This window comes from Janthinobacterium sp. 75 (genome assembly GCF_004365495.1).
Classification (GTDB): domain Bacteria; phylum Pseudomonadota; class Gammaproteobacteria; order Burkholderiales; family Burkholderiaceae_D; genus Janthinobacterium.
Genome location: NZ_SORD01000002.1, coordinates 492554 through 518246, shown reverse-complemented (window position 1 = coordinate 518246; position 25693 = coordinate 492554). Strand labels below are relative to the sequence as shown.

Here is a 25693-nt window from a genome sequence, read left to right as displayed (position 1 = left end):
GATGGATGAATTGCGTATCAATGGCGAGCGCCTGTGGGCGGCCCTGATGGAACTGGCGCAGATCGGCGCGACAGTAAAGGGCGGCGTCAAGCGCCTGGCCCTGACTGACCTGGATAAACAGGGGCGCGACCTGGTGGTGCGCTGGGGCACGGAGGCGGGCATGAGCATTACCATCGACCAGATCGGCAATGTTTTCATGCGCCGCGACGGCACCGATAATAGCTTGCCGCCCGTGATGACGGGCAGCCATATCGACACGCAACCCACGGGCGGCAAGTTCGATGGCAATTACGGCGTGCTGGCCGGCCTGGAAGTGGTGCGCACCCTGAACGATTTACAGATCAAGACGCTGGCACCCATCGAGGTGGCGTTCTGGACCAACGAAGAAGGCTCGCGCTTTGTGCCCGTGATGATGGGCTCCGGCGTCTTTTGCGGCGCCTTCTCGCTGGAAACCGCCTACGCGGCGAAAGACACGGAAGGGAAAACGGTGGGCGAGGAGTTGGCGCGCATCGGATACAAGGGCGAGCAGGTGCCGGGCGACCATCCCATCGGCGCCTATTTTGAAACGCATATCGAGCAGGGTCCCGTGCTGGAGGACGCGGACAAGGTGATCGGCGTGGTACCTGCCGTGATGGGGTTGTCGTGGTACGACTGCGTGGTGACGGGCATGGAAGCGCATGCGGGACCCACGCCCATGGGCCTGCGCAAGGATGCGCTGCAGGTGGCCACCAGCATCATGCAGGAAGTCGTCGCCATCGCCAACCGCTACCCGCCGTATGGGCGCGGCACGGTGGGCATGGTGCAGGTCTTCCCTAACAGCCGCAACGTGATTCCCGGCGAAGTCAAATTCAGCATCGACCTGCGCAATGTGAACGACGAACTGCTCAACACCATGCATGGCGAAATCACGGCTTTCATCGACGCTACGCGCACCGGTACGGGACTGGATATATCTCTTGAACGGGTTTCCTATTATCCGCCATGCCCGTTCCACCCCGACTGCGTGGGCGCCGTGCGCAATGCCACCGCAAAGCTCGGTTATTCCGTGATGGACGTGGTGTCGGGCGCCGGCCACGACGCCATCTATGCGGCCAGGCTGGCACCGGCCGGCATGATTTTCGTACCGTGCAAGGACGGCATCAGCCACAATGAAATCGAGGATGCCAAGCCCGAGCACCTGGAAGCTGGCTGCAATGTGCTGCTGCACGCAATGCTGGAGCGGGCCGTGGCCGTATAGGTCACCGGCCCACGTCCGCCACTCAGGGCTTGGGCTGGAAGTTGCGCAAAAACGCCAGCAGCGCCCGCGCCGCGATGTCGGCGTCGTCCGCCGTCATGGTTTCCAGCGGATTGTGGCTGATGCCGCCATTGCCGCAGCGGGTAAACAGCATGGCCACGTCGGTGATGGCGGCCATGGCCATGGCGTCGTGGCCGGCGCCAGACAGCAACGTGTATGGTTCGATGCCGACCGATTCCACGGCCTGCGCCAGCTGCGCCATCAGCCACGGCGCACACGGCGCTGCACGCGCCGACAGCAGCAGTTCCAGCTGGTAGTCAATCTGGCGCCGCGCGCAGATGGCGGCGATGCCGTCGAGAATATCGTCGACGGCCGCCTGGCGCACGGTATCGACGGCGGCGCGGATGTCGAGCGACAGGATGCAGGCGCCTGCGATCACGTTGACGGAGCCGTTGGGCACCTGCAGCTGGCCCACCGTGCCCACCAGCGCATCGCCCTGGCTGCAGCGGTGTTCGACCAGCAGGATGATTTCGGCGGCTGCGCTGGCCGCATCCTTGCGCATGGTCATGGGCGTGGTGCCCGCATGGCTGGCCACGCCGCCAAGATTGACCAGGTAACGCGAACTGCCGGCAATTGCCGTGACAATCCCCAGTGGCAGGTCGCGCTCCAGCAGCACGGGCCCCTGCTCAATATGCACTTCCACATAGCCGAGCAAATTGGCGGGATCGCGTGCGATGGTGCCGATGGCGGCCGCTTCATGGCCGGCGGCGGCCAGCGCCTCGCGCATGCTCACGCCATCTGCGTCAAGCTGTTCCAGCAGAGACAAGTCGAACTTGCCCGTGATGGCCGTGCTGCCCAGGAATGTGCTCTTGAAGCGCACGCCTTCCTCTTCGGCGAAGCCGACGATCTCGACGTGGAAGGGCAGCTTTTCACCCCGCTCATGCAGATGGCGCACGACGGCGATCGGCAGTACGATGCCCAGCCGGCCATCGTACTTGCCGCCGTTGCGCACTGTGTCGTAATGCGATCCCGTCATCAGGGTTTTCGCGCCAGGCGCATCCGACAGATAGCACCCGACGACATTGCCGACGGCGTCGATCTGCACCTGCATGCCCGCCTCCCGCATCCAGTCGGCCAGTTGCGCGGCCGTCTTCTGGTGCGCTGGCGTCAGGTAGGCGCAGGTGAGGTTGTAATCGCTGTCGCTCCAGCCGGCCAGCGTTTCCGCCTGCTGCATGATGGCCGGGCCGAAGTCCAGCCGCACGTCGAACAGGTCGTTCAGGCGCAGTTCGGCGATGCGCTTGATCTGCCGCAGCGACTCGGCCAGTTCATCGGCAGGCCGGTTTTTCAGGCGCCGCGCAAACGTGGCGATGATGTCCTGGCGCGTCAATCCTTCGCCCGTCGGGCCCTTGACGGCCAGGATGAAGGGAAAGCCGAACTTGGCGTTGTATTCGCTGTTGAGGCGCTGCAGGGTGGAAAATTCCTCGGGACTGCACAGGTTCAAGCCGGACTTGGCTTGCTCGCGCGTCGACTCCGCCGTCAGTTGCCCCGCGATGGCGGCCTTGCCTGCCAGCTCGGGATGGGCGCGGATCAGCCCCAGCTGCTCATCGGGAGAGGCCAGGGCCAGCACGCGCTGCAGCTCCATCTTGAGGGCCGTCAGGCTGGCAAACGGCCTGGCCGCTGCCGCGCGCTGGGGTATCCAGGGTGAATGTTCGTAGATGCCATGCAGTTGCGCAATAAAGTCGGCCTGGCTGCTGGTGTTCAGGTCTGAAAGGGTCGTCATGGTTTTCCGATCATGCAAGCGGTGATGATAGCGCCCTGTCCTGGCGTCCATTATATGCGCGCGCTGATAGCTGCTATCGCTGCACCAGCGCCTTGGCGGCCGCGCTGACCTGGTCGCGCAGCCATTTATGCTCGGGTGCCTGGTGCACGCGCTGGTGCCACAGCTGGTAAAAGCGCATGGGCGGGAATTTCAATGGCACGGTATACGTTTTCAGCGGCAGGGTCTTTTCATAGAAGCGCATGAATTGCCGGCCCGTGGTGAGCACCAGATCCGTCTGCGTCAGCATGTAGGGGATCAGGCCGAAATACGCCGATTCCACCACCACGTTGCGCTGCAGGTTTTGCCGTTCGAGGAAGGAATCGATCACGCCGTGGTAGCCGGGCATCATCTGCGACGGCGCCACGTGGGGCAGGCTCAGATAATCGTCCAGGGTCATGGCGTCGCTGGCCGTGCGCCGCGCATAGGCGTTTTCCGCATGCATGGCGCAGATGATGGGGTCTTCGAACAGCTTCGAGATATGCAGGTGGGCGGGCGGCTCGTCCCAGTTGGCGATGACCAGGTCCAGGCCACCGTCGGAGAGTTGGCGGATATGGTCGATGCCCGGTCCCAGGCTATGCAGCACCACGCGGCTTTTCGGCGAGCCGCGGCGCAGCAGGGCCACCACGTTGGGCAGGAACTGGCTGTCCAGGTAATCGGGCGCGGCGATATGGAAGGTGCGCGCCTCTTCCTGCGCCACGAATGGCGTCTTCTTGACGAACAGGCTCTCCGTCTGGTCGAGGATGCGCTTGGCCGGATTGAGCAGACTTTCTCCATGCTGGGTGGGCACCATGCCGCGCGCGCCGCGCACGAGCAGCGGGTCGCCCGTCAGTTCGCGCAGCTTGCGCAAGGAGGCGGAGATCGAGGGCTGCGGCTGATTGAGTTTCAGCGCCACGCGCGAGACATTCTTTTCCACCAGCAGCAGGTAGAGGATGCGGATCAAGTGCAGGTCGAGGTGTTGCGGCAGGCTGGACATGTGGCGGCGGCTCTGTTGTATATCGATTTGAATATGTCAAATATACGATATTTTTCATGTGAAGGGCGGTAAATCCGTTTATCTTGTGTAGATTGGCACGAATATGGCTTCGGTCTGACTAGAGGAAATTTATGGAAGTATTTGCCTACCTGATTCCGTACGGCCTTGAGTGGCTGAACCTGATCGTCCGCTGGCTGCACGTCATCACGGGCATCGCCTGGATCGGTGCTTCCTTTTATTTTGTTTGGCTCGACAATTCGATCCGTCCGCCCGCGCCTGGCTCCGAGCTGGCGAAGAAGGGCGTGTCGGGAGAGTTGTGGGCCGTGCATGGCGGCGGCTTCTACAACCCGCAAAAATACCTGGTGGCGCCCGCCGAACTGCCAAAGGAACTGCACTGGTTCAAGTGGGAAGCGTATTCGACCTGGCTGTCCGGTTTTGCGCTGCTGACGATTGCCTACTACTTCAATGCGCAGGCCATGATGATCGACAAATCCGTGGCCGATATTTCCAGCGGCCAGGCTGTCGGCATCGGCATCGCCACCCTCGTCATCGGCTGGACCGTGTACGACCTGCTGTGCCGGTCCAAGCTGGCGCAATATGAACTGTGGTTTGGCGTGACGGTGTTCGCGCTGATCGTCGGTGCCGCGTATGTGCTCACGCACTTGCTCAGCGGGCGCGCCGCCTACATCCACGTGGGCGCCATGATCGGCACCATCATGGTGGCCAATGTGCTGATGCTGATCATTCCCGGCCAGCGCAAGATGGTCGAAGCCATGGCGGCCGGCAAGCTGCCCGACCCCAAGCACGGCATGAAAGCCAAGCAGCGCAGCGTGCATAACAATTATTTTACGTTGCCGGTGCTGTTCATCATGATCAGCAACCACTATGCGATGACCTACCGGAACGATCACGCCTGGCTGGTGCTGTCGCTGATCATGGCGGCCGGCGTCTTCATCCGCCACTTCTTCAACCTGCGCCACAAGGGCCGTGTCGAGTGGCGTTATCCGGCCATCGGCGTGGCCCTGCTGATGGCAGTGGCCGTGGCCATTGCGCCGAAAGCGCCCGTGGCCGTGGCGGCCGCGCCGACGGTGGACCCGGCCGCGCAGTTCAAGAGCGTGCATGCCATCATCGCCCAGCGCTGCGCCACCTGCCATTCGGCCCAGCCCACGCAGCCGGGCTTCGCCACGGCGCCGGCCGGCATGATGCTGGATAATGAAAGGGAAATTCGCCAGCACGCGGCGCAAATTTACAAGCAGGCCATCGAGCTTAAAGCCATGCCGATCGGCAACCTGACCAACATGACGGAGGCCGAGCGCAGTGAACTGGGCGCCTGGCTGCAACAGACCATGCAAGGAGCAAAATGACAACGCAAGCGGAACGAATCACGGCCTGGATCGACGATCACTTCGACGAAGAAGTCGCATTTCTACAGCAGGTGGTGCAGCAGCCGACGGATACGCCGCCCGGCAACAACGCACCGCATGCGGAACTGGTAGCGCAACTGCTGCAGGCATATGGCTGGCAGGCGGAAAAGCATGCCGTGCCAGCGGACCAGGTGGCGGCGTATGGCATGCAGAGCATCACTAACCTGATCGTGCGCCGGCCGTATGCGGCGGGCGGGCCGACGGTGGCGTTGAATGCGCATGGCGATGTGGTACCGCCCGGCGACAACTGGACCTATCCGCCGTATGGCGGCCAGATCGACGGCGGCTATATCTACGGCCGCGCGACGGCCGTCTCGAAGGGCGACTTCGCCACCTATGTGTTTGCCGCGCGCGCGCTCGAAGCGCTGGGCGTTCCACTAAAGGGCCAACTGGAACTGCACTTCACTTATGACGAGGAATTCGGCGGCTTGCTGGGGCCGGGATGGCTGCTGGAACAGCAGTTGACGAAGCCCGATTTCGTCATTGCCGCCGGTTTCAGCTACGGCATCGTCACCGCGCACAACGCCTGCCTGCAGCTGGAAATCACCGTGCACGGCAAGTCTGGTCACGGCTCCATGCCGGAGACGGGACATGACGCGCTGCAGGCGGCCAACAAGATCCTCAACGCCATCTATGGCCAGTTGCCGGAGCTGAAAAAGATCAAGTCCAAAGTGGCAGGCATCGATTCGCCGACCATGCTGGTGGGACGCATTGACGGCGGCACGAATACCAATGTGGTGCCGGGCAAGGTCGTCATGAAGATGGACCGTCGCATGATTCCGGAAGAAGATCCGGTGGCGGTAGAAGCGCAGGTGCGCGCGCTGATCGAAGACGCCGTGCGCGGCGAAGCGGGCATCCGCATCGAGATCCGCCGCCTGCTGCTGTCGCATGCGCTGCGGCCCTTGCCCGGCTCCGAGCAACTGGTCGAGAGCCTGCAAAAGAATGCGCAATCTATCCTGGGCGAAACCATCCCCGCCGTCGGCACGCCGCTGTATGCGGATGCGCGCCTGTACGGCGAACGGGGCATCCCCGCCGTACTGTATGGCGCTGGCCCGCGCACAGTGCCCGAGTCGAACGCAAAGAAGGCCGATGAGCGCCTGGCGCTGGACGATTTGCGCAAGGCCAGCAAGATCGTCGCCCTGACCCTGCTTGACTTCCTGGGCGAAAAATAGGGCAGGGCGCTTTGGCTTACAATGGGGCGAACACTCAAACTGTGAAGAATAGCCCCCATTGATTGAAGAGCCAAATTGAATACCCGTTTTCTCGAAGCGTTTGTCTGGGCTGCGCGGCTGGGCAGCTTTCGCACGGCGGCCGACAAGCTGCACATCACGCAGGCGGCCATTTCGAACCGCATCGCCTCGCTGGAGCAGGACTTCGGCACGCGCTTGTTCGACCGCGACGCGCGTGAAATCCGCCTGACTTTCGCCGGGCGCAACCTGCTTGTGTATGCCGAGCGCATGCTGGAACTGTGCCGCGACATGTATGCGGCCAATTCCTCGCCCGCGCAGATCACGGGTGAAGTACGCATCGGCGTCATTGAAACCATCGTGCATACCTGGCTGATTCCCTTCCTGCAGCGGGTGCAGGAACGCTATCCCGGCATCGAGATTCAATTGACCTCCGAATCGACGCGCCGCCTGCACGAACAGCTGCAGCAGGGCGAGCTCGATATCGCGCTGCAGACGGACATGCTGACGGGCGACCATATCCGCAGCACGGGTAGCGGCGCCATCGCCATGGGCTGGGCTGGCAGGGCAGCCGATTGGCCCGATACGGGTGCGCCGTTCACGGTGGCGCAACTGGCGCAGCACCCCATCATCACCATGAACCGTGGCTCGCAGCCGCATTCCGCATTGAAGGCGCTGTGCCAGGACGAGGGCGTGCAGCTGGGGCGGGTGCATTGCGTCAGCTCGATTTCCGCCATCGTGCGCCTGGTAAAGGCCGGTTTCGGTATCGCCGTGCTGCCCCTGGCGCCCCTGCGCGAGGAAATTGAGCAGGGCAACATCGCCCTGATTCCCTGCGTGAGCAGCCTGGCGCCGCAGCGCATTGTCATCAGCTACAGCGAAGACATCACCACGGAGGCGATCCAGCTGGTGGCCATGCTGGCGTGCGAGGAGGCGGCCAGGTTCACCCTGGCGCTGGGCGAGGAGTATGGCGCCGGGACGCGGGCGTGACAATTAAGTTGCCGTTATCACCGCGACCCACAAGAAAAACTTATCAGTCGCGTTCAGAATAACCCGTTTGCCAAGTGATGGCGCGCCACCTATTCTGGGTTGGCACTCCTCTTACAACGCAGAACGGAACCATCATGACGACGTCCACCACCACCTTGCCAGGCATGCTGTTCGTCTGGACCAGCGCAGACCCGGAACACGAACTCGATTTCAACCGCTGGTACGACCGCGAGCACGTGGAAGAGCGCGTGCGCATTCCCGGCTTCGTCAGCGGCACGCGCTACCAGAGCGTGCGCGGGCCCCGCAAATACCTGGGCCTGTACCGCACTGTGTCGCTAGCCGCTTTCCAGACAGCCGACTACTTCAAGGCCTTTGGCCAGCAGACCCCATGGTCGGTGGCGAACCTGCAGCGCATGGTGGATCCGATGCGCCGCGTCTGCGCCATCGAGGCGGAAACGGGCATGGGCACGGGCGCCTGGCTGGCCGTGCTGCGCCTGGGGGCGCCAGCCATCGGCCAGGACGCGCAAGCCGTGGCGGGCATGGCGGCGCTGGGCGCGACATTGCTGCAGATCGATGGCGTCATTGCCACCCGCTTGCTGACGCCCGACGCCGATCTGTCCGGTCCCCTGCCAGCGGAACGGAAGGAAGGCCGCGTGCTTGATCCGATCTTGCTGATCGATGCATCTTCCGAAAGCGCTGCCATGGCGGCGGCCAATGCAGCCAGTGCGGCGCTGGGCGTCGACGGGGAAGATGCGGCCATCCTGCAGCTGTCCTGGCAGTTGCGCGAGGCCGATTTGCACGCCGCCTGACGCGCAAGCGCGCATCTTGCCGGCACTGATAACACGAGACACGGGCCACGGCGCAGGGCAAAGCATCCTACACCGGGCCTGCAATAAAACTGACGAGAGAGGTAGGCTATGACGACACACACCACGGCGCAGACCCATGCGCACGCCAGCACTGCGGTACCGGGCGAAAAACCCAAGACGGGCCGCCTGGCCACGGCCAGCATGGTCGGCACGACCCTGGAATGGTATGACTTCACCGTCTACAACACCATGGCCGCGCTGATCTTCAACCATCTGTTCTTCCCTTCATTCGATCCGCTGACAGGTACCATCCTGGCCTTTTCCACGTATGCGGTTGGCTATATCTCGCGTCCCATCGGTGGCGTGATCTTTGGCCACCTGGGCGACAAGCTTGGACGTCGCTGGGTGCTGGTGGTGACCCTGATGCTGATGGGCGTGACGACGGGCCTGATGGGCCTCTTGCCCACGTATGCGACGGCCGGCATCTGGAGTCCGGTCCTGCTGGTGGCGCTGCGCTTCGTTCAGGGCATCGCGCTCGGTGGCGAATGGGCGGGTGCCGTACTGATCTCCGTCGAACACGGTGCGCCGGACAAGCGGGGCCGCAACGCGTCGTGGACGCAGGTGGGGCCATCGTTCGGCACCTTGCTGGCGACCGGCTGCATCGGCCTGATTACCTATCTGCTGCCGCATGAAGCGTTCATGGACTGGGGCTGGCGCATGCCGTTCATCGCCAGCCTGCTGCTGGTGGCCTTTGGCATGTGGATACGCAGCGGCATCGAGGAAACTCCGCTGTTCAAGGAACTCGACCAGCAGGACGCCAAGGCCGAAGCGCCGATCGGCGACGTGCTGCGCCTCTACTGGCGCCGTCTGCTGATCGCCGGCGGCGTGCGTATCGGCTCTGACGTGCTGTATGCGCTGGTGGTGGTGTTTACCCTGACGTATGTGACCACCGTGCTGCACCTGTCTTCGACCCTGGCTTTGAGCGCCATCATGATCGGCACTGCCTGTAATGCGCTGTCGGTGCCGCTGTTTGGCGCCCTGTCGGACAAGATTGGCCGCCGCCCCGTGTATGCGCTGGGCGCCATCCTGGGGCTGGTGTGGGCGTTTGCCTTCTTCACCCTGCTCGATACTGCCAGCCCTGCCGCCATCGTCACGGCTGTCGTCGTGGGCCTGATCATTCACGCCATCATGTACGGCCCGCAGGCGGCCTTCGTCATCGAGCAATTCCCTACCAAGGTGCGCTATGCGGGTTCCTCGCTGGCCTATACCCTGGCCGGCGTCATAGGCGGCGGTTTTGCGCCGCTCGTTATCGCCAGCCTGTACCGCTCTTATAACAGCACCATGGCCGTCTCGCTGTATGTGGCGGTGGCGCTCCTGATCACCGGCGCGGCAGTCTTTGCGGCGCGCGAAACGGGCCGCAGCCCCCTTGAGGAATAACATCATGACGACATTGAGTTTTCAACTGGCAGGCCACGGCCCCGTTACCTTTGACATCGATCAACTCATCATCGCCGGCTGGACGGGCCGCGACATGGCGATGGTCGAGCACCATATCGCCGAACTGGAAGCCATCGGCGTGGCACGCCCGAAAAGCGTGCCGACGTTTTACCGCGTGGCGGCGGCGCTGCTGTCGAGCGATTCCGCCATCGAAGTGCCGGGCCTGGACTCGTCCGGCGAGGCCGAATTCGTGCTGTTTTCCACGCAATACGGCCTGCTGGTAGGGATCGGCTCCGACCATACGGACCGCAAGGTGGAAAGCTATGGCGTGACAGTGTCGAAGCAGATGTGCGGCAAGCCCGTGGGCGATACCCTGTGGCGTTATGCCGACGTGGCCGGCCACTGGGACCAGTTGCAGATGCGTTCCTGGCGCGAGCGCGCAGGCGTACCGGCCCTGTACCAGGACGGCCCCGTGACGCGCATGCTGTCGCCGGAAGACCTGATCTTGCGCTACACGGGGCAAACGACCCTGCCTGTGGGCAGCGCCATGTTCTGCGGCACGCAGCCGATCATCGGCGAGATGGGCCATGGCGACGCGTTCGCGCTGGAGCTGTATGATCCAGCCTTGCAGCGCCGCCTGCAGCACCGCTATGCCGTGCAAACCCTGCCCGTGGAAGGATAAGACAATGAGCAAGCTGAGCAAGACCATCCGCGAACTGGCGGCCGACCTGGCCGCCGGCCGCATCACCAGCGTGGAACTGACGCAGCGCATGCTGGCGCGCGCCGAGGCGCACCAGGCCCAGGGCGGCCATGCCTATGTCAGCCTCGATGGCGAACAGGCGCTGGCCGAGGCGCGCGCCAGCGATGCGGCGCGCGCGGCCGGTATCGTTGCCTCGCCCCTGGCCGGCGTGCCCATCTCGATCAAGGACCTGTTCGACGTCAAGGGGCAAGTCAGCAGCGCCGCCTCGCTGGCGCTGGCCGATGCGCCGCCCGCCGATGCGGATGCGGGCGCCGTGGCACGCCTGCGCGCGGCTGGCGCCATCCTGCTGGGCCGCACCAACATGAGTGAATTCGCGTTTTCCGGCCTGGGCTTGAATCCCCATTACGGCACGCCGCGCAACCCGCATGACCGCGCACGCGTGGCGGGCGGCTCCACCTCGGGCGGCGCCGTGACGGTGGCCTTGGCGATGGCGGCCGGCGCGCTGGGCACGGATACGGGCGGCTCGATCCGCATCCCGTCCGCTTTTTGCGGCCTGACCGGTTTCAAGCCGACGGCGGCTTCCGTATCGCTGGCTGGCACGGTACCGCTGTCGCGCTCCCTCGATTCGGCCGGCCCCATCGCCCACAGTGTCGATTGCTGCGCCATCCTGTATGCGGCCTTGTCCGGCCAAAATATCTCCGATGGCGCGCCAGCCCTGAAAGGCTTGCGCTTCGGTTTTACGACTGATTACGTAGGCGCGAATGTCGAGCCGCAGGTGCGGCAGGCTTTTGAGCGCGCGCTGGAGAAGTTGCGCGCGGCCGGAGCGCAGGTGGAACAGTTCGATTTCCCGGAATTGCTGGAGCTTCCGACGATCAATGGCGGCGGTGGCCTGGTGGCGGCTGAAGCGTGGCACTGGCACAGGGTGTTGCTTGAAGAGAAGGGCGCGCAGTACGACCAGCGCGTGGCGGCGCGCATCCGCCGCGGCCAGCAGCAGGGCGCGTCTGACTACATCGATTTGCTCGATGCGCGCGCGCGCCTGATCTCCGTTGCAGAGCGGCGCCTGGCGCCATACGATGCCTGGCTGATGCCCAGCGTGGCCATCGTGGCTCCGCAGGTCGAGCCGCTGGACGCGGACGATGCGACCTTCTTCGCCACGAATGGCCTGGTGCTGCGCAATGCCAGCGTGATCAACTTCCTCGACGGCTGCGCCTTGTCCCTGCCTTGCCATGCGGACGGCGAACTGCCTGTGGGCCTGGGCATTTGTGCCCTGGCGGGCGCCGATGACAAGGTGCTGAAAATCGGTCGCGCCGTCGAGACGCTGCTGCAGGGGAGGGGAAAAGAATAGTGCTGCAGTGCAGGAAAATGCCAATTCTGTCATGATTGCTGGCATTATCATGAGATAGTCGCGCTTGCGCGCCGGCAAACTTCACACTGTGCACCGATACGACCTGATTAGCTGTCATGACTGCGGTGTGCTGTACCGCAAACGTCCGCTGCGTCCACGCGAGAAGGCGCGCTGCATCCGTTGCCGCTCGGTGCTATACCGGGGCGCCCACGCGCGGGGTGCATCGGCCGAATTGACCAAGGTGGTGGCCCTGACCCTGGGCGCCGCCCTGGTCTTCCTGATCGCGCAGTTTTTCCCCATCGTCGAACTCGACGTCAATGGCCTGACCTCCAGCGCCACCTTGCTCGGCTCCATCCGCGTGCTGTGGTCCGAGCAGATGCAGGTGGTGGCAACGATGGTCTTCCTGTTTACCATCCTCTTCCCTGCCATCGAACTGGGCTCCCTGCTGTATGTGGCGCTGGGCCTGCGCGGCGGCGTCAAGGTGCCGGGCTTTAACCGCGTGCTGCGCGCCGTGCAGACGGCGCGCGAATGGGGCATGACGGAGGTGCTGATGATCGGCATCCTGATCACCGTCGTCAAGATGACCAGTCTTGCCACCGTGCTGCCGCAACCGGGGCTATTCGCGTTTGGCGCGCTGACCCTGCTGCTGGCCATCGTCGTCTCATTTGACCCCAAGGCCCTGTGGAACCTGGGCGACGATCTGACGCGGCAAGCGCTGCCCGGCATCCGCTACAAGGCTTTCGCGCCGGGCGCGAAGGTGCTGCCCTGCCATGCCTGTGGCCTGGTGGCGCCACCGCTGGGCAAGGGCAGGCATCTGGCGTGCGTGCGTTGCGGCACTGCCCTGCATGTGCGCAAACCGGACAGCATCAACCGCACCTGGGCCCTGCTGATCGCCGCCATGATCCTCTACATTCCCGCCAACCTGCTGCCCGTGATGGTGACGTATTCCCTGTTTGGCGCACAAAACGACACCATCATGAGCGGCGTGGTGCTGTTCTGGACCAGCGGTTCGAAAGGCCTGGCCATCATCATTTTCATCGCCAGCGTGGTCGTGCCCATGCTCAAGCTGGGCGTGCTGGCGCTGCTGGCCTTCACCGCGCAGCGGCGCTCGCGCTGGCGGCCGCGCCAGCGCACCATCTTGTACCGCATGGTCGAATTCATCGGCCGCTGGTCCATGCTTGACATCTTTGTCGTCACCCTGACGGTGGCGCTGGTGCGCTTCAAGTCGCTGGCCGTGATTACTGCCGGACCCGGCGCGCTGGCCTTTGGCGCCGTGGTGGTGCTGACCATGCTGGCGGCGATGCAGTTCGACCCGCGCCTGATCTGGGACCCCGTCGACGGGCAGGTGCCTGGCGAGGAAGAACCCGTGGTGGTGGCAAATACCGGAAACAATACAGTGATTGGAGAACAGCATGTCTGACAAAGAAGCAGGCGACCTTGCCGAAACGGGTGGCCGTCCATTGCCTGAACCCGATGTGGAACAGGGCAGCCGCTGGCTGCCGTCGCTGGTATGGCTCATTCCGCTGCTGGCCGCGCTGATCGGCGCCGGCCTGGCAGCCAAGTCCATCCTCGACCAGGGACCCACGGTGACAGTCAGCTTCAAGAGTGCAGAAGGACTGGAGCCAGGCAAGACCAAGGTCAAGTACAAGGATGTCGATATCGGCCAGGTGCGCGCCATCACCCTGGGCGACGACTTGAGCAAGGTGCTGGTGACGATCGACATGAGCAAGGAAGCACGCCGCTTTGCTACAGACGATTCGCGCTTCTGGGTGGTACGCCCGCAGATCGGCGCCAGCGGCGTGACAGGGCTGGGCACCTTGCTGTCGGGCGCCTACATCGGCGTCGACACGGGCAAGTCGGAGCAGAAGAAGGAGAACTTCGTCGGCATGGAGAGCCCTCCCGCCGTCGCAGGTGACCAGAAGGGCAAGCTGTACACCCTGCATGCGGACAGCCTCGGCTCCGTCGATGTCGGTTCGCCCCTGTTCTTCCACCGCCTGCGCGTGGGCAAGGTGGTCAGCTTCGCTCTGGACAAGGATGGCAACGGCATCACCATGTCGGTCTTCGTGAATGCGCCGTACGACCAATTCGTCGGCAAGAATGCGCGCTGGTGGCATGCCAGCGGCGTCGACGTGCGCCTCGATTCCAACGGTTTCAAATTGAATACGCAGTCCTTGGCCGCCATGCTGGTGGGCGGCATCGCCTTCGAGGCGGAAAATGGCCGCAGGCCCCAAGAACCGGCGCCGGCCGGTACCAACTACCGTCTGGCAGCCGACGAGGCCAGCGCCATGCGCGAGCCCGATGGTGAAGCCATTACCACCGTATTCTATTTCGACCAGTCCCTGCGCGGCTTGCAGCCTGGCGCCACGGTAGACTTCCGCGGCATCGTGCTGGGTGAAGTGCGCTCGGTCGGCATCGAGTTCGATCCCGTGAAGAAGAACTTCCGCATGCCCGTCACCGTCAATCTGTATCCGGCGCGCCTGGGCATGCGCTTCAAGGCGGCCGTCGACGATGCGGAAGGCTCGGCCGGCCACCAGGTGCTCGAACGTATGGTCAGCCGCGGCTTGCGCGCCCAGCTGCGCACGGGCAACCTGCTCACCAGCCAGCTGTACATCGCGCTGGACTTCTTCCCGAAAGCGCCGAAGGTGGCGCTGGACTTGAACAGGTATCCGCTGGAAGTGCCCACCGTGCCCAATACCCTGGATGAGCTGCAGACGCAGATCGCCAGCATCGCCCGCAAGCTCGATCAGGTGCCGTACGCGGAGATCGGCAACAATTTGAACGCCACCATCAAGCAGGCCAATACCCTGTTCAAGCAGCTCGATGGCCAGGTGGTGCCGGAAATGCGCGATACCCTGACGGCGGCGAAACAAACCTTCGGCACGGCCGAACAAGTGCTGCAAAAGGATTCGCCGCTGCAGTCTGACGTGCGCCAGGCCTTGCAGCAGCTAACGCAAACCCTGCAATCGCTCAATGCCCTGTCGGATTACCTGGAACGGCATCCAGAGTCGCTGATCCGCGGTAAAAAAGGAGATGAAAAATGATGAAGCCTGTCCTTGTAAGCTTCGCCGCGCTGCTGGCGACCGTCCTGCTGGGTGCCTGCTCCACGCCCCAGTCCGAGCATTTCTATACGCTCGGCGGCGGCGTCGACGCGCTGCCGGCCAAACCCGTCAAATACTATGTCGAGGTGCTGGCCGTCAGCGTGCCGCAACAGGTGAGCCGCAATCAGTTCGTCGTGACGGCGCCATCGGGGCGCATCGAATTGCTGGAGCAGCAGCGCTGGGCGGGACCGCTGGCCGGGGAGATCGGCCAAGCCCTGTCGACGGCCGTGACCAGCGACCTGGGCGCCATTGATGTGTTCCGCACGCCGCATCCCGACAACCTGCCCGTGTATCGCATCAGCACGAATGTGCAGCGCTTCGAGTCCGTGATGGGCCGGTATGCGCTGATCGATGCCGTGTGGAGCGTGCGCCAGCTGGCCAGCAACAAGGTGGTCACTTGCCGCACGGTCGCCAATGAAAAGGTGGGTGAAGGCTACGATGAACTGGTGCTGGGTCACCGCCGTGCAGTCGGCCGCATCGCCACGGATGCGGCGGGCGTGGTGCGTGCTTTTGACAACGGCAACGCTGCCTGCCCGGCCGCGTGAGCCGCTTTCCGCTACCCAGTCCCGGCGGCCGCTGCTAAAATACGGCCATGGGAATGACCTTGTTCACGCGCCGCTTTGCCGCCTGGATCGCCTGCTTTGCGATCCTGCTGGCGGCGCTCGCGCCATCGATTTCCCAGGCTGTCGCCAACGCCAAGCAGGAATCCGGCTCCGGCTGGGCGGAAATCTGCTCAGTTGCCGGCATCCGTTTCGTCCAGGTCGACGATGATGGCGCCGCCGATGGCAAGTCCGGCGGCAAGGTCATGCAGATGGAGCATTGCGCCTTTTGTTCCACGCATGCGGGTTCCGTGGGCTTGCCGCCCAGTCCCGTGCTGCCGCTGCCCGTCGCCAGCGGCACGGCCATTTTTCCGGCCCTGTACTACCAGTCGCCGTCCCCGCTGTTCATCTGGTCTACCGCGCAATCGCGCGCGCCGCCCGCCCTCATTTAAGTCTTTGCATTTTTAGTGCTTGCCCTGCGCGCCTTCCAGTGCGACGGGCAGCATCCGCACACTTAAACGAGAATCACATGAACAAGAAATTATTGGTGCTGGCCATGGCCATCACCTTGGCCTACCCCTGCGCGCAGGCGCAATCCGATCACGCCATCGACACCGTCGTCGTTTCCGGCTCACGCGCGCAATCGTGGCTGTCCGAGACGCCGCAGGCCATCGGCGTCGTCAACGCCGCTGTCCTGGAACGCGACAAGCCCAAGACCATGGGAGATATCCTCAACCGCGTCGCCGGCGTGTACTGGAATGACCTGGGCAACGAGCAGCACAGCATGAGCATCCGCCAGCCCATAGGCACGAATGCCGTCTACCAGTACCTGGAAGACGGCATTCCCATCCGCCCGTTGGGCGTCTTCAATCACAACTCGCTCAACGAGATGAACATGGCGGGGGCCAGCGGCGTGGAAGTGGTGAAGGGCGCGGCTTCCTCGCTGTACGGCAGCAATGCCGTGGGCGGCGCCGTCAATTTCCTGACGGCTGGCGCCAGCGCCACGCCGACGGCCAAGGTGGGCGTGCGGCGCGACAATGTGGGCGGCTTCACCCGCTACGACACGTCCGCCAGCGATACCTGGGGTCCGCTGGGACTGCGCTTTTCCCATTACAGTTCGCGCCGTTCGCGCGACAACTGGCAAGAGTACAGCTATGGCGACAAGGATTCGTTTTCGCTGCGCGCCGACTATGCGCTCAGCCCCACCTCGCAGCTGCGCGCCACCATCGTCCACACGGATCTCGATGCGGCCATGACGGGCAGCCTGTTTGAAGACGATTACCGCAATGCCCCGGGCAAGAGCCTGAACACTTTCACCTACCGCAAGGACAAGACCACGCGCATGAATCTGGCGTGGGAAGGCGCGACGACGGCCAATGGCACGAGCACCGTCACCGTGTTTACACGCAAGAATGACCATGGGCAGATTCCCGCGTATTCCATAGGCAGTTGCGCGGGCATGCTGTGCAAGGGTGTCATCAATAACAACCACGTCGATTCGCTGGGGCTGGATGTGAAGCACCAGCAGGAATTCGCCTGGCTGCGTTCGCGCCTGGTCGCCGGCGTATACGTGGACAAGAGCGATAATCCATTTGTCAGCGATAATCTATCCATCGTGCGCGATACCGCCACGGGCCGCTATCTGCGCTATACGCTGGCCAATACCAGCAATCCGGCGGGCGTGCGCGACTATCAGACGGACATCCTGAACACGGCCCTCTTCGCGCAGTGGGAATTTTCCCCGCTGGCGGGCACGCGCGTGGTGCTGGGTGGACGCTCGGATGCCATCCGCTACGATTACCACAACAAGCTGGCGCCGGGCGGCAGCGTCAATTACGGCGCGCCCGACGAGTCGCGCAGCTTTTCGCACCTCAGCCCGAAGCTGGGCGCTACCTACGCCATCGGCCAGGCGGGCAGCGCGTATGCGAACGTCAGCCAGGGCTTTACCCCGCCCGAGGTCAGTCAGCTGTATGGCAAGACGGGCATCGCCGACCTGCAGCCGTCGGTCTACAACAACTATGAACTGGGCTTGCGCTGGGCCTTCCTGCAGGGCCGCTTGAAACTCGACACGGCGCTGTACCGGCTCGACGGGCGCGACACCATCGTCAGCTATACACTCTCGCCGGGCAATAGCGAAAACCGCAATGCGGGCCGTACGCGCAGCGAAGGCCTGGAGCTGGGCCTGAACTACGACAGCGGTCCCTTCGACGTGCGCTTCGCCACGGCCATTTCGCGCCACCGCTACCTGCGCTACCAGGTGTCCGCCAGCCTCGATTACAGCGGGCGGACCATGCCGCAGGCGCCGCGCGACATCACCTCGTTCGAGATCGGCTACAAGCCCGTGGCCGGAGCCAGGTTGGCGCTCGAAGCCGTGCACCAGGGCCGCTACTGGATGAACAATGCCAACACGGTGGAGTACAAGGGCCACGCGCTGCTGAACCTGCGTGCCAGCTACCAGCTTGCGCGCGGGCTGGAAGCGTGGGCGCAGGTGCGCAACCTGGCCGATAAACGCTATGCCGATTCGGCCAGTAGCAGTTATGCGGGCACGGGCAGTTACGTGGCCAATACGCAGAACCAGTACACGCCCGGTGCGCCGCGCAGCGTGATGCTGGGCCTGGGCTACACCTTCAATGCACTGTGAGGATGGCCATGGACGACGCAAAATTTCTTATCGCTCGGCGTAAAAGCCTGTACTGGCGCATCCACTTCTGGGCTGCGCTGATCGCCTCGCCGTTTGCGCTGCTGGCCACCCTGACGGGCATCCTGTATGTGTTCACGCCGCAGATCGAGGCAAGGCTATACCAGCAACTTGACCATGTGGCGCCGCAAGCGTCCATGCTGCCGCTGGACGCCGCCGTGGCGGCAGCGGAAAAGGCGGCGCCGCGTGGCTGGACAGTGCAGCACGTGGTGCCCCCTTTTCAACAGGACGACGCGGTGCAGGTGGCGTTTGCGCCGCCCGGTGGCGCGCAGGATGAACATGCGGGCCATGGCGGCCATGCCGCGCCGGTCAAGCCGAAGTTCGGCCTGCCCGCGCAAGCCATCGTCGTGTATGTGAATCCGTATGATGCGCGCGTGCTGGGCAGCCTGGCCAGCAGTGAACGCTTCGGCAACTGGGCCAAGAAACTGCATTCTCGCCTGCTGCAAAACGATGGCTGGCGCTGGATGATCGAGCTGGCGGCCAGCTGGCTGATGGTGATGCTGGTGACGGGTGTGGTGCTGTGGTGGCCAAGCGGCGCGCAATCGGGCTTGCCCAAGCGGGGCGCGCGGGGCCGCAATGGCTGGCGCCAGTGGCATGCTTTTCTCGGCGTGGCGCTGGGCGTCATCAGCTTTGTCATCCTGACGACCGGGCTGACATGGAGCCAGCAGGCGGGCGGGCGCATCCGCATGCTGCGCGATATCAGCGGCCAGGCGCCGCCGCCCGTGCCGCGCGGTCTTCATTCAAGCGAAGATGCGGCCGGTGGTCCGCTCGACTGGCAAGGCGCCTGGCAAGTGGCGCGCAGTCACGCACCCGCCATCGCCGTGCAGCTGACGGCACCGGCCAGCCAGGATGACGTCTGGCGCGCCACCATGGCCGACCGCAGCCAGCCCACCTTGCGCTTCGACCTGCAATTCGATGCCTATAGCGGCAAGCCGCTGTATTACGCAGGCTGGGATGCGCAGACGGCGTTCGGCAAGGCCACCGCCATCGGCATCCCGTTTCACCGGGGTGAATTCGGCTGGTGGAACCAGGCGCTGTTGCTCCTGTTTGGCGCCAGCGTGCTGTTCTCGCTGGTATCGGGCTGGGTGATGTTCTTCAAGCGGCGCCTGCCAGGCTCACTGGGCTTGCCGAAGCTGCTGCCGGGCGCCTGGACCTCGCCCTCCGCGCTGGCCTGGCTGGCGGCGGCCGCCATGTGTGCGCTGATGCCATTGCTGCTCATTTCCGCGTGCATGCTGATGCTGCTGGAACTGTTCCTGGCAAAATGCGGTGCGCGTATCGGCAGGATGCGATTGCGCTAGAATAAGGGGCGCGGCCAGGCTCGTTGCCAAGGGCCGCCCCCTTGTACTGGTTGACGCATGTTATTCATCGACTTTTCCGCCTTGTCCGCACTGGCCGCCGCTTCGGCAGGTGTCACTCAAAAATGCAGCTGCTGCACGGTGCCGCTGGACGCCTGGCAGCGCCTTCCCACCTCGCTGGAGCTCGACCGTTTCGAGGAGGTCGGCACCCTGCGCGAAGACCCGTACGAGGAACCCACCTTCGCTGAATACCATCCCGATGGCACGCGCTACGATAGCGTCGACGCGCCCATCGCGCCGCGCTACTATCCCGCGAACCTGAGCCAGGTGGCCCGCTGCCTGAATTGCGGCCGCCACTACCTGCGCTACAACGAGGCGGGCGGCTATTTTACGGAGCTGCGCATCCGCGCGCTGCGCCAGGAATTGCTGGCCGACGCGCCGCTATAAGCGGTGAGGGCTACAGGCTCTCCTTGACGTGCGCGATGCCGTGTTCATCGTAGATGGAATACACGGCGGCGAGGATGTTTTCCAGTTCCGGCGAGCGGTCCATATGCCGCATGCTGAACAGGATGGGCGAGAACGCATGCTTGTCTTCCAGCTTGCGGTACACCACGTTCCTGTGATGCATGGCCTGCACGCTTTCCGGCACGATGGAAATGCCCTGGCCGGCTGCCACCAATCCCATGGAAATCTGCAGTTCGCGCACTTCCGTGACGGGGCCGGGCGTGACATTGCCTACACTGAACATGGTCAGCACCTGGTCGGCAAAGCTGGGGCGGGGCGCTTTCGGATACACGAGCAGGGTTTCATGGACCAGGTCAGTCAGGCGCAATCCGCCTTCTCCCTGGGCCAGCCGGTGTCCGGGCGGCAGGGCCACCACCAGCCGTTCTTCGCGCAGCAGGATGCGGCGGATGCTGGGGTCCTCGCTTTTCAATCGTCCGAAACCTACGTCGATGCGGCCTTCCTTCAGTGCCTTGAGCTGCTCCACCGTGGTCATTTCGTGCAGGGTCACGTCCACTTCTGGATGGCGCTCGCAATAGCGGTGCACGATATCGGGCAATTCCCCATACAGGGTCGAGGCAACAAAACCGATCGACAGGGTGCGTTCCAGCTTGCCCACGCGCTGCGTCATCGCCTTCAGGTCGCGCACCTGGTCGAGCAGCGGGCGCGCATGGGCGAGGAAAAACTCGCCCGCTTCCGTCAGCCGCAAGGGCCGCGAGCCTTTTTCGATCAGCTCCACGCCCAGGGTTTCTTCCAGTTGCTGCATCTGCCGGCTGAGCGGCGGCTGCGCGATATGCAGGCGCGCGGCGGCCCGCGTGAAGTTCCTTTCCTCTGCCACCGCCACGAAGTAGCGCAAGTGCCGTAATTCCATCTTCATACCTTTCAGGTATAGGTTTGATACCAACTCGGTGTTGGACGTGGGGACATTCGGGGCATATCGTGTCACCACTCCACAGAATTATACGGAATAAATATGATTCAAAATATCGAGACCTACCTGGTCGATGTGCCAACCATTCGTCCGCACCGGATGTCCGTCGCCATCATGAACACCCAGACCTTGGTGCTGGTGCGGCTGCGCTGCGCCGACGGCATCACCGGCTGGGGCGAAGCGACTACCATCGGCGGCTTGAGCTATGGCGGCGAAAGCCCGGAAAGCATCAAGACGAATATCGATACCTATATTGCGCCCCTGCTGGTCGGCATGGAAGCGAGCGAAGTCGCCAAGGCCATGGCCAAGGTGCGCAAGGTCATCCAGGGCAACCGTTTCGCCAAGTGCGCGATCGAGACGGCGCTGCTGGACGCACAGGCGCGCCGCCTGGGTGTGCCGATGTCGGAATTGCTGGGCGGCCGGGTGCGCGATGCGCTGCCCGTAGCCTGGGTGCTGGCCAGCGGCGATACCGTGCGCGATATCGCCGAAGCGGAAAAAATGCTGGACTTGCGCCGCCACCGCATCTTCAAGCTGAAGATTGGCCTGCGCGACGTGATGGATGACGTGGCCCACGTACTGGAGATCAAGCGTGCGCTGGGCGAACGTGCCAGCGTGCGCGTCGATGTCAATCAGGCCTGGAGCGAGACGGACGCCGTGCGCGGCATCGCCGCGCTGGAAGCGGGCGGCATTGACCTGATCGAGCAGCCCGTCAAAGCGGGCAACCGCGCCGCGCTGGCGCGCCTGACGCAGCGCTTCGACGTGGCCATCATGGCGGACGAAGCCTTGCATGGTCCCGCCGACGCGCTGGCGCTGGCCCAGGCCGATGCGGCCGACGTGTATGCGGTGAAAATCACCCAGTCGGGCGGCTTGCTGCCCGCGCTGGAAGTGGCCACCGTGGCGCGCCTGGCTGGTGTCGGCCTGTATGGCGGCACCATGCTCGAAGGCGGCATCGGCACGGCCGCCACGGCCCACGTCTGCTCCACGTTCGCCGAACTGGCCTGGGGCACGGAACTGTTCGGGCCCCTGCTGCTGACGCAGGAAGTCTTGCGCGAACCGCTCGTGTACCGCGACTTCATGCTGCAAGTGCCGACTGGCCCGGGCCTGGGCGTCGAGATCGATATGGACAAGCTGCATGCCTTGCAGCGCCAATAGAGGAGAAAGCATGTTATTCCATGTACGCATGAACGTGAACCTGCCGTTGACGATGCCGGCCGAGCAGGCGGCGCAGCTAAAGCAGACGGAAAAGGAATTGGCGCAGCGCCTGCAGCAGGAGGGCAAATGGCGCCACTTGTGGCGCATCGCCGGGCAGTACGCCAACGTCAGCGTCTTTGACGTCGACAGCGTGGACGAGCTGCATCATTTACTGACCTCGCTCCCCCTGTTCCCCTACATGCAGATTGACGTGATGCCGCTGTGCCGCCATCCCTCGTCGGTCCGCGACGACGATTCCTGAACCGTACGCAGTACCTTCATCAAGGAGACATCTCATGCAACATTCCGACATTGATACCCTCGTCAAGAAGTGGATCGTGGAAGCGGCCGACCGGCCGGCCAACCCGCGCGTGCAGCAAGTGGTGCTGCGCCTTCTGGGCGACTTGTGCAAGGCCATCGATGACCTGGACCTGACGCCCAGCGAAGTATGGAGCGGCGTGTCCTATCTGTCGGCCGCCGGCGCGTCGAGTGAACTGGGCCTGCTGGCTGCTGGCTTGGGCCTCGAACACTTCCTCGACCTGCGGGCCGACGAAGCCGAAGCGAAAGCAGGCTTGGCCGGCGCCACGCCACGCACCATCGAAGGGCCACTGTACGTGGCCGGGGCGCCGCGCAGCACGGGCTTTGCCCGGCTGGACGATGGCAGCGAGAGCGCGCGCGCCGAAGTGCTCTTCATGCAGGGCACCGTGTTTGACGCCGACGGCAAGCCCGCTCCCGGCGCACTGGTCGAGGTCTGGCATGCTAACTTGCTGGGCAATTACTCCTTCTTCGATCACACGCAATCGCCGTTCAACCTGCGCCGCAGCATCCTCGCGGACCAGGATGGGCGCTACCAGTTCCGCAGCATTCTGCCGGTCGGTTACGGTTGCCCGCCCGAGGGCACCACGCAGCAGCTGCTCGATCTGCTGGGCCGGCACGGCCAGCGTCCTGCGCACATCCATTTCTTCATCAGTGCGGCGGGCCACCGCAAGCTGACGACGCAAATCAATATCGATGGCGACCATTACCTGTGGGACGACTTCGCCTTTGCCACGCGTGCAGGCCTGGTGCCACCCATCACGCGCATCGAGGACCCGGCGCAACTGGCGGCCCTGCAGCTGGAGCAGCCATTTTCCTCGATCGATTTTGATTTCCACCTGAGCCGAGACAGTGCGGCGCTGCCATCGGCCGAGGTCGAACGGCCACGTGCCGCGGCCTGAGGGAGACGCCATGTCCGAGTTTTTTACATCCGACGGTAGCGTCCTGCATTACCGCACCGATGGCGACCGCGCCCGGCCCTGCCTGATCCTGTCGAACTCCCTCGGCACGGACCTGTCCATGTGGCAGGCGCAGGTGACCGCGCTGGCCGGCGACTTCTTTGTCGTGCGCTATGACACGCGCTGCCATGGCCAGTCCACCGGCGCCGCGCCGTTCGGCATCGACCGGCTGGGGCTGGACGTGGTGGCGCTGCTCGACCACCTCGATATCGCCCGTGCGGCCTTCTGCGGCATTTCCATGGGCGGCTTGACGGGGCAGTGGCTGGGCATCCACCAGCAGCAGCGCCTGACGCAACTCGTGCTGGCGAATACGGCGGCGCGCATCGGTTCTGCTGACGTCTGGCTGGCGCGCGCGGAGCAAGTCCGGCGCGATGGCATGGCTGCGGTAGCCGATGGCGCCCCCGCACGCTGGTTCACGCCGCAGTTTCTCCAGCGCGAGCCGGACACGGTGGCGCACATGATCGCCACGTTGCGCGGCCAGGATGCGGGTGGCTATGCGGCCTGCTGCGAGGCGCTGGCGCAAGCCGACTTGCGCGCCTCCGTTGGCACGATCACGGTGCCGACCCTGGTGATCGCCGGCGAGCACGATCCCGTGACGACGCTGGACGATGCGCGCTGGCTGCAGCAGCAGGTGGCCGGCAGCCGCCTGGCGAGCGTGCCCGCGTCGCATATCTCGAGTGTCGAGGCGGCGCAGGCTTTCACGGCGCAGCTGCGCGGCTTTTTAGTGCCGTAGGCAGGCCAGAATTTCGCTTTGCCCCTGAGCACCGCCGCCGGCTGGTCCGGCATGCGGCAGGGGGAGCTTTTTTGAAAAATAATAAGAAAAAAGCAGACTTGGAGTAGACGAATGGAAAACAGATTAATCATCATCGCGGCGGTCACGGTGGGCTATTTCGCCCTCATGTCGTACATTACCTACAGCGTGCGCAAGCACGCCAACAGCGCAGAGGGAATGACGGCGGGCGGGCGCAACTATCCCGCCTACCTGATCGGCGCGCTGCTGCTGTCCGAATTCATCGGCAGTTCCGTCAGCATCGGCACGGCGCAAAAAGGCTATGAGCTGGGCATTTCCGCAGCCTGGAACCTGGTGGCGCTGTCGCTGGGCTTCTTGCTGCTGGCGATCGTGCTGGTGAAAAAATACAAGGAAAGCGGGCAGTCGACGATTTCCGGCATCCTGGCGCAAACGTATGGCGAGCCCGTGCGCTATGCCGCATCGGTACTCACCATCGTCGCGCTGGGTATCGTTGCCGTCGCCCTGTATGCGAGCGGCGGCGCCGTGCTGGCGGCCGTGCTGCATATCAATAAAACGGTCGCCATTTTGCTGGTGGGCGCCATCACCGTGATTTATGTCAGCCTGGGCGGCATGCGCTCGGTGGTGTACACCAATTTCGCCCACTCCATCGTCAAGTACCTGGGCGTGATCCTGGCGCTGGCGTATGCGCTGGAAGCGAGCGGCGGCATCGGCGCGCTGCAGGCGCAACTGCCGGCCAAGATGTTCAACTGGGTCGAGATCGGCTGGGGCCAGATCATCGCCTGGATGATAGGCGGCATCGGCTCCATCTTCGCCACGCAGTACGTGATCCAGGCCCTGGTCAGCACGGACAACCCGGCCGTGGCCAAGCGCGCCTGCTATTACGTGTCCTCGCTGATGATACCGTTTGGCCTGATGGCGGCCCTGATCGGCATGTGCAGCGCCGTGCTGTATCCGGGCATGAAGTCGATCGACGCTTTCCCGACATTGATTGCCCACATGCCGGCGTTTTCCGCCAGCATCATGATCGTGGGCCTGGCCGGCGCCCTGTTCGGCGGTATTTCCGCCACCACCCTGGCATCTGCCACCCTGGCCATGAAGGATTTTTATGATCCCTGGTACAACAAGGCGAAGAACGACGCGAAATCGTTGATGTTCTTGCGCATCGCCATCGTCGTGGCAGGCTTGCTGCCGCTGGTGCTGGCGCTGTATGCGGAAAAACTGCTGATGATCGCCTTCCTGGGCAAAGCCCTGCGCGCCACCCTGGCCGTGCTGGTGCTGATGGCCTTCTATGCGCCTAAATTCGGTACGCCGCGCGGCGCCTTTGTTGGCGTGATCGTCTCGGTGATCGCCACCATAGGCTGGTTCCTGGCGGGCAATCCGTATGGCGTGGACAGTTCCTACCTGGCGCTGGCTGGCCCGCTGCTGACCATGGGCATCAGCCATTTGTTCAAGCCGGCGCAAACTTTGGCGAAGCCGGCATCGTCGCCGCGGCTGTAGCTT

The 25693-nt window shown here is 63.8% G+C and carries 23 protein-coding genes; 20 read left to right on the top strand and 3 right to left on the bottom strand.

Annotation, left to right across the window (positions count from 1 at the left end; genetic code table 11):
- The first annotated feature begins 1 nt into the window (after position 1).
- Positions 2-1237 (top strand): Zn-dependent hydrolase, encoded by a 1236-nt coding sequence (locus C8C89_RS26645; RefSeq protein ID WP_133994104.1) that lies wholly within the window; start codon positions 2-4, stop codon positions 1235-1237.
- Between the two features lie 22 nt (positions 1238-1259).
- Here the strand turns inward: C8C89_RS26645 and C8C89_RS26640 are convergent, their stop codons facing one another.
- Together C8C89_RS26640 and C8C89_RS26635 are read right to left on the bottom strand one after the other, a co-directional pair.
- Positions 1260-3014: an allantoate amidohydrolase gene (locus C8C89_RS26640; protein ID WP_133994102.1), complete on the bottom strand. Its 1755-nt coding sequence runs from the start codon at positions 3012-3014 to the stop codon at positions 1260-1262.
- 73 nt (positions 3015-3087) lie between these two features.
- On the bottom strand, positions 3088-4026 hold the full coding sequence (locus C8C89_RS26635; protein WP_034754583.1) for a LysR family transcriptional regulator: 939 nt from the start codon (positions 4024-4026) through the stop codon (positions 3088-3090).
- 131 nt (positions 4027-4157) lie between these two features.
- Between C8C89_RS26635 and C8C89_RS26630 the strand changes: the two genes are divergently transcribed.
- The 14 genes from C8C89_RS26630 to C8C89_RS26565 all read left to right on the top strand — a co-directional run bounded on the left by C8C89_RS26630 (position 4158) and on the right by C8C89_RS26565 (position 19992).
- A complete protein-coding gene (locus C8C89_RS26630) occupies positions 4158-5390 on the top strand; it encodes a urate hydroxylase PuuD (protein WP_133994100.1) in 1233 nt (410 codons plus the stop codon).
- Entirely contained in the window at positions 5387-6622 is a 1236-nt protein-coding gene (locus C8C89_RS26625) for a M20/M25/M40 family metallo-hydrolase (protein WP_133994098.1), read from the top strand. Before C8C89_RS26630 ends, C8C89_RS26625 begins: the two co-directional genes overlap by 4 nt.
- Positions 6623-6697: 75 nt before the next feature.
- Positions 6698-7624 (top strand): LysR family transcriptional regulator, encoded by a 927-nt coding sequence (locus C8C89_RS26620; RefSeq protein WP_133994096.1) that lies wholly within the window; start codon positions 6698-6700, stop codon positions 7622-7624.
- Positions 7625-7758: 134 nt separating this feature from the next.
- Positions 7759-8433 (top strand): DUF4286 family protein, encoded by a 675-nt coding sequence (locus tag C8C89_RS26615; RefSeq protein WP_133994094.1) that lies wholly within the window; start codon positions 7759-7761, stop codon positions 8431-8433.
- A gap of 108 nt (positions 8434-8541) precedes the next feature.
- Entirely contained in the window at positions 8542-9870 is a 1329-nt protein-coding gene (locus C8C89_RS26610; protein WP_133994092.1) for an MFS transporter, read from the top strand.
- 4 nt (positions 9871-9874) lie between these two features.
- Positions 9875-10552 (top strand): DUF2848 domain-containing protein, encoded by a 678-nt coding sequence (locus C8C89_RS26605; protein WP_101484015.1) that lies wholly within the window; start codon positions 9875-9877, stop codon positions 10550-10552.
- A gap of 4 nt (positions 10553-10556) precedes the next feature.
- Positions 10557-11915: an amidase gene (locus C8C89_RS26600; protein WP_133994090.1), complete on the top strand. Its 1359-nt coding sequence runs from the start codon at positions 10557-10559 to the stop codon at positions 11913-11915.
- 88 nt (positions 11916-12003) lie between these two features.
- Positions 12004-13335 carry a paraquat-inducible protein A gene (locus C8C89_RS26595; protein ID WP_101484874.1) on the top strand — a complete coding sequence of 444 codons (1332 nt, stop codon included), beginning with the start codon at positions 12004-12006 and terminating at the stop codon, positions 13333-13335.
- Positions 13328-14956 carry an MlaD family protein gene (locus tag C8C89_RS26590; protein WP_101484017.1) on the top strand — a complete coding sequence of 543 codons (1629 nt, stop codon included), beginning with the start codon at positions 13328-13330 and terminating at the stop codon, positions 14954-14956. Before C8C89_RS26595 ends, C8C89_RS26590 begins: the two co-directional genes overlap by 8 nt.
- Positions 14953-15558: a PqiC family protein gene (locus tag C8C89_RS26585; protein ID WP_243858444.1), complete on the top strand. Its 606-nt coding sequence runs from the start codon at positions 14953-14955 to the stop codon at positions 15556-15558. Before C8C89_RS26590 ends, C8C89_RS26585 begins: the two co-directional genes overlap by 4 nt.
- A 47-nt stretch (positions 15559-15605) precedes the next feature.
- Positions 15606-16004 carry a DUF2946 domain-containing protein gene (locus C8C89_RS26580; protein ID WP_243858441.1) on the top strand — a complete coding sequence of 133 codons (399 nt, stop codon included), beginning with the start codon at positions 15606-15608 and terminating at the stop codon, positions 16002-16004.
- A gap of 77 nt (positions 16005-16081) precedes the next feature.
- Positions 16082-18193 (top strand): TonB-dependent receptor, encoded by a 2112-nt coding sequence (locus C8C89_RS26575; protein ID WP_243858439.1) that lies wholly within the window; start codon positions 16082-16084, stop codon positions 18191-18193.
- Positions 18194-18201: 8 nt separating this feature from the next.
- Positions 18202-19548: a PepSY-associated TM helix domain-containing protein gene (locus C8C89_RS26570; protein WP_133994088.1), complete on the top strand. Its 1347-nt coding sequence runs from the start codon at positions 18202-18204 to the stop codon at positions 19546-19548.
- Positions 19549-19605: 57 nt separating this feature from the next.
- Positions 19606-19992, top strand: coding sequence for a hypothetical protein (locus C8C89_RS26565; protein WP_133994086.1), 387 nt, complete (start codon positions 19606-19608; stop codon positions 19990-19992).
- Positions 19993-20002: 10 nt separating this feature from the next.
- Here C8C89_RS26565 and C8C89_RS26560 read toward each other — a convergent pair whose 3' ends face one another.
- Positions 20003-20917 carry a LysR family transcriptional regulator gene (locus C8C89_RS26560; protein WP_101484877.1) on the bottom strand — a complete coding sequence of 305 codons (915 nt, stop codon included), beginning with the start codon at positions 20915-20917 and terminating at the stop codon, positions 20003-20005.
- Positions 20918-21019: 102 nt separating this feature from the next.
- On the opposite strand from C8C89_RS26560, the gene C8C89_RS26555 reads away from it, so the two are divergent.
- The 5 genes from C8C89_RS26555 to C8C89_RS26535 all read left to right on the top strand — a co-directional run bounded on the left by C8C89_RS26555 (position 21020) and on the right by C8C89_RS26535 (position 25690).
- Positions 21020-22129, top strand: coding sequence for a muconate/chloromuconate family cycloisomerase (locus tag C8C89_RS26555; protein WP_133994084.1), 1110 nt, complete (start codon positions 21020-21022; stop codon positions 22127-22129).
- A gap of 10 nt (positions 22130-22139) precedes the next feature.
- A complete protein-coding gene (gene catC, locus C8C89_RS26550; RefSeq protein ID WP_101484022.1) occupies positions 22140-22430 on the top strand; it encodes a muconolactone Delta-isomerase in 291 nt (96 codons plus the stop codon).
- A gap of 34 nt (positions 22431-22464) precedes the next feature.
- Positions 22465-23385, top strand: a complete 921-nt coding sequence (gene catA / locus C8C89_RS26545; protein ID WP_133994082.1) for a catechol 1,2-dioxygenase — start codon at positions 22465-22467, stop codon at positions 23383-23385.
- A 10-nt stretch (positions 23386-23395) separates the two neighbouring features.
- Positions 23396-24175, top strand: a complete 780-nt coding sequence (pcaD, locus tag C8C89_RS26540; protein ID WP_133994080.1) for a 3-oxoadipate enol-lactonase — start codon at positions 23396-23398, stop codon at positions 24173-24175.
- Positions 24176-24286: 111 nt separating this feature from the next.
- Positions 24287-25690: a sodium:solute symporter family protein gene (locus C8C89_RS26535; protein ID WP_133994078.1), complete on the top strand. Its 1404-nt coding sequence runs from the start codon at positions 24287-24289 to the stop codon at positions 25688-25690.
- The last annotated feature ends 3 nt before the right edge of the window (positions 25691-25693 follow it).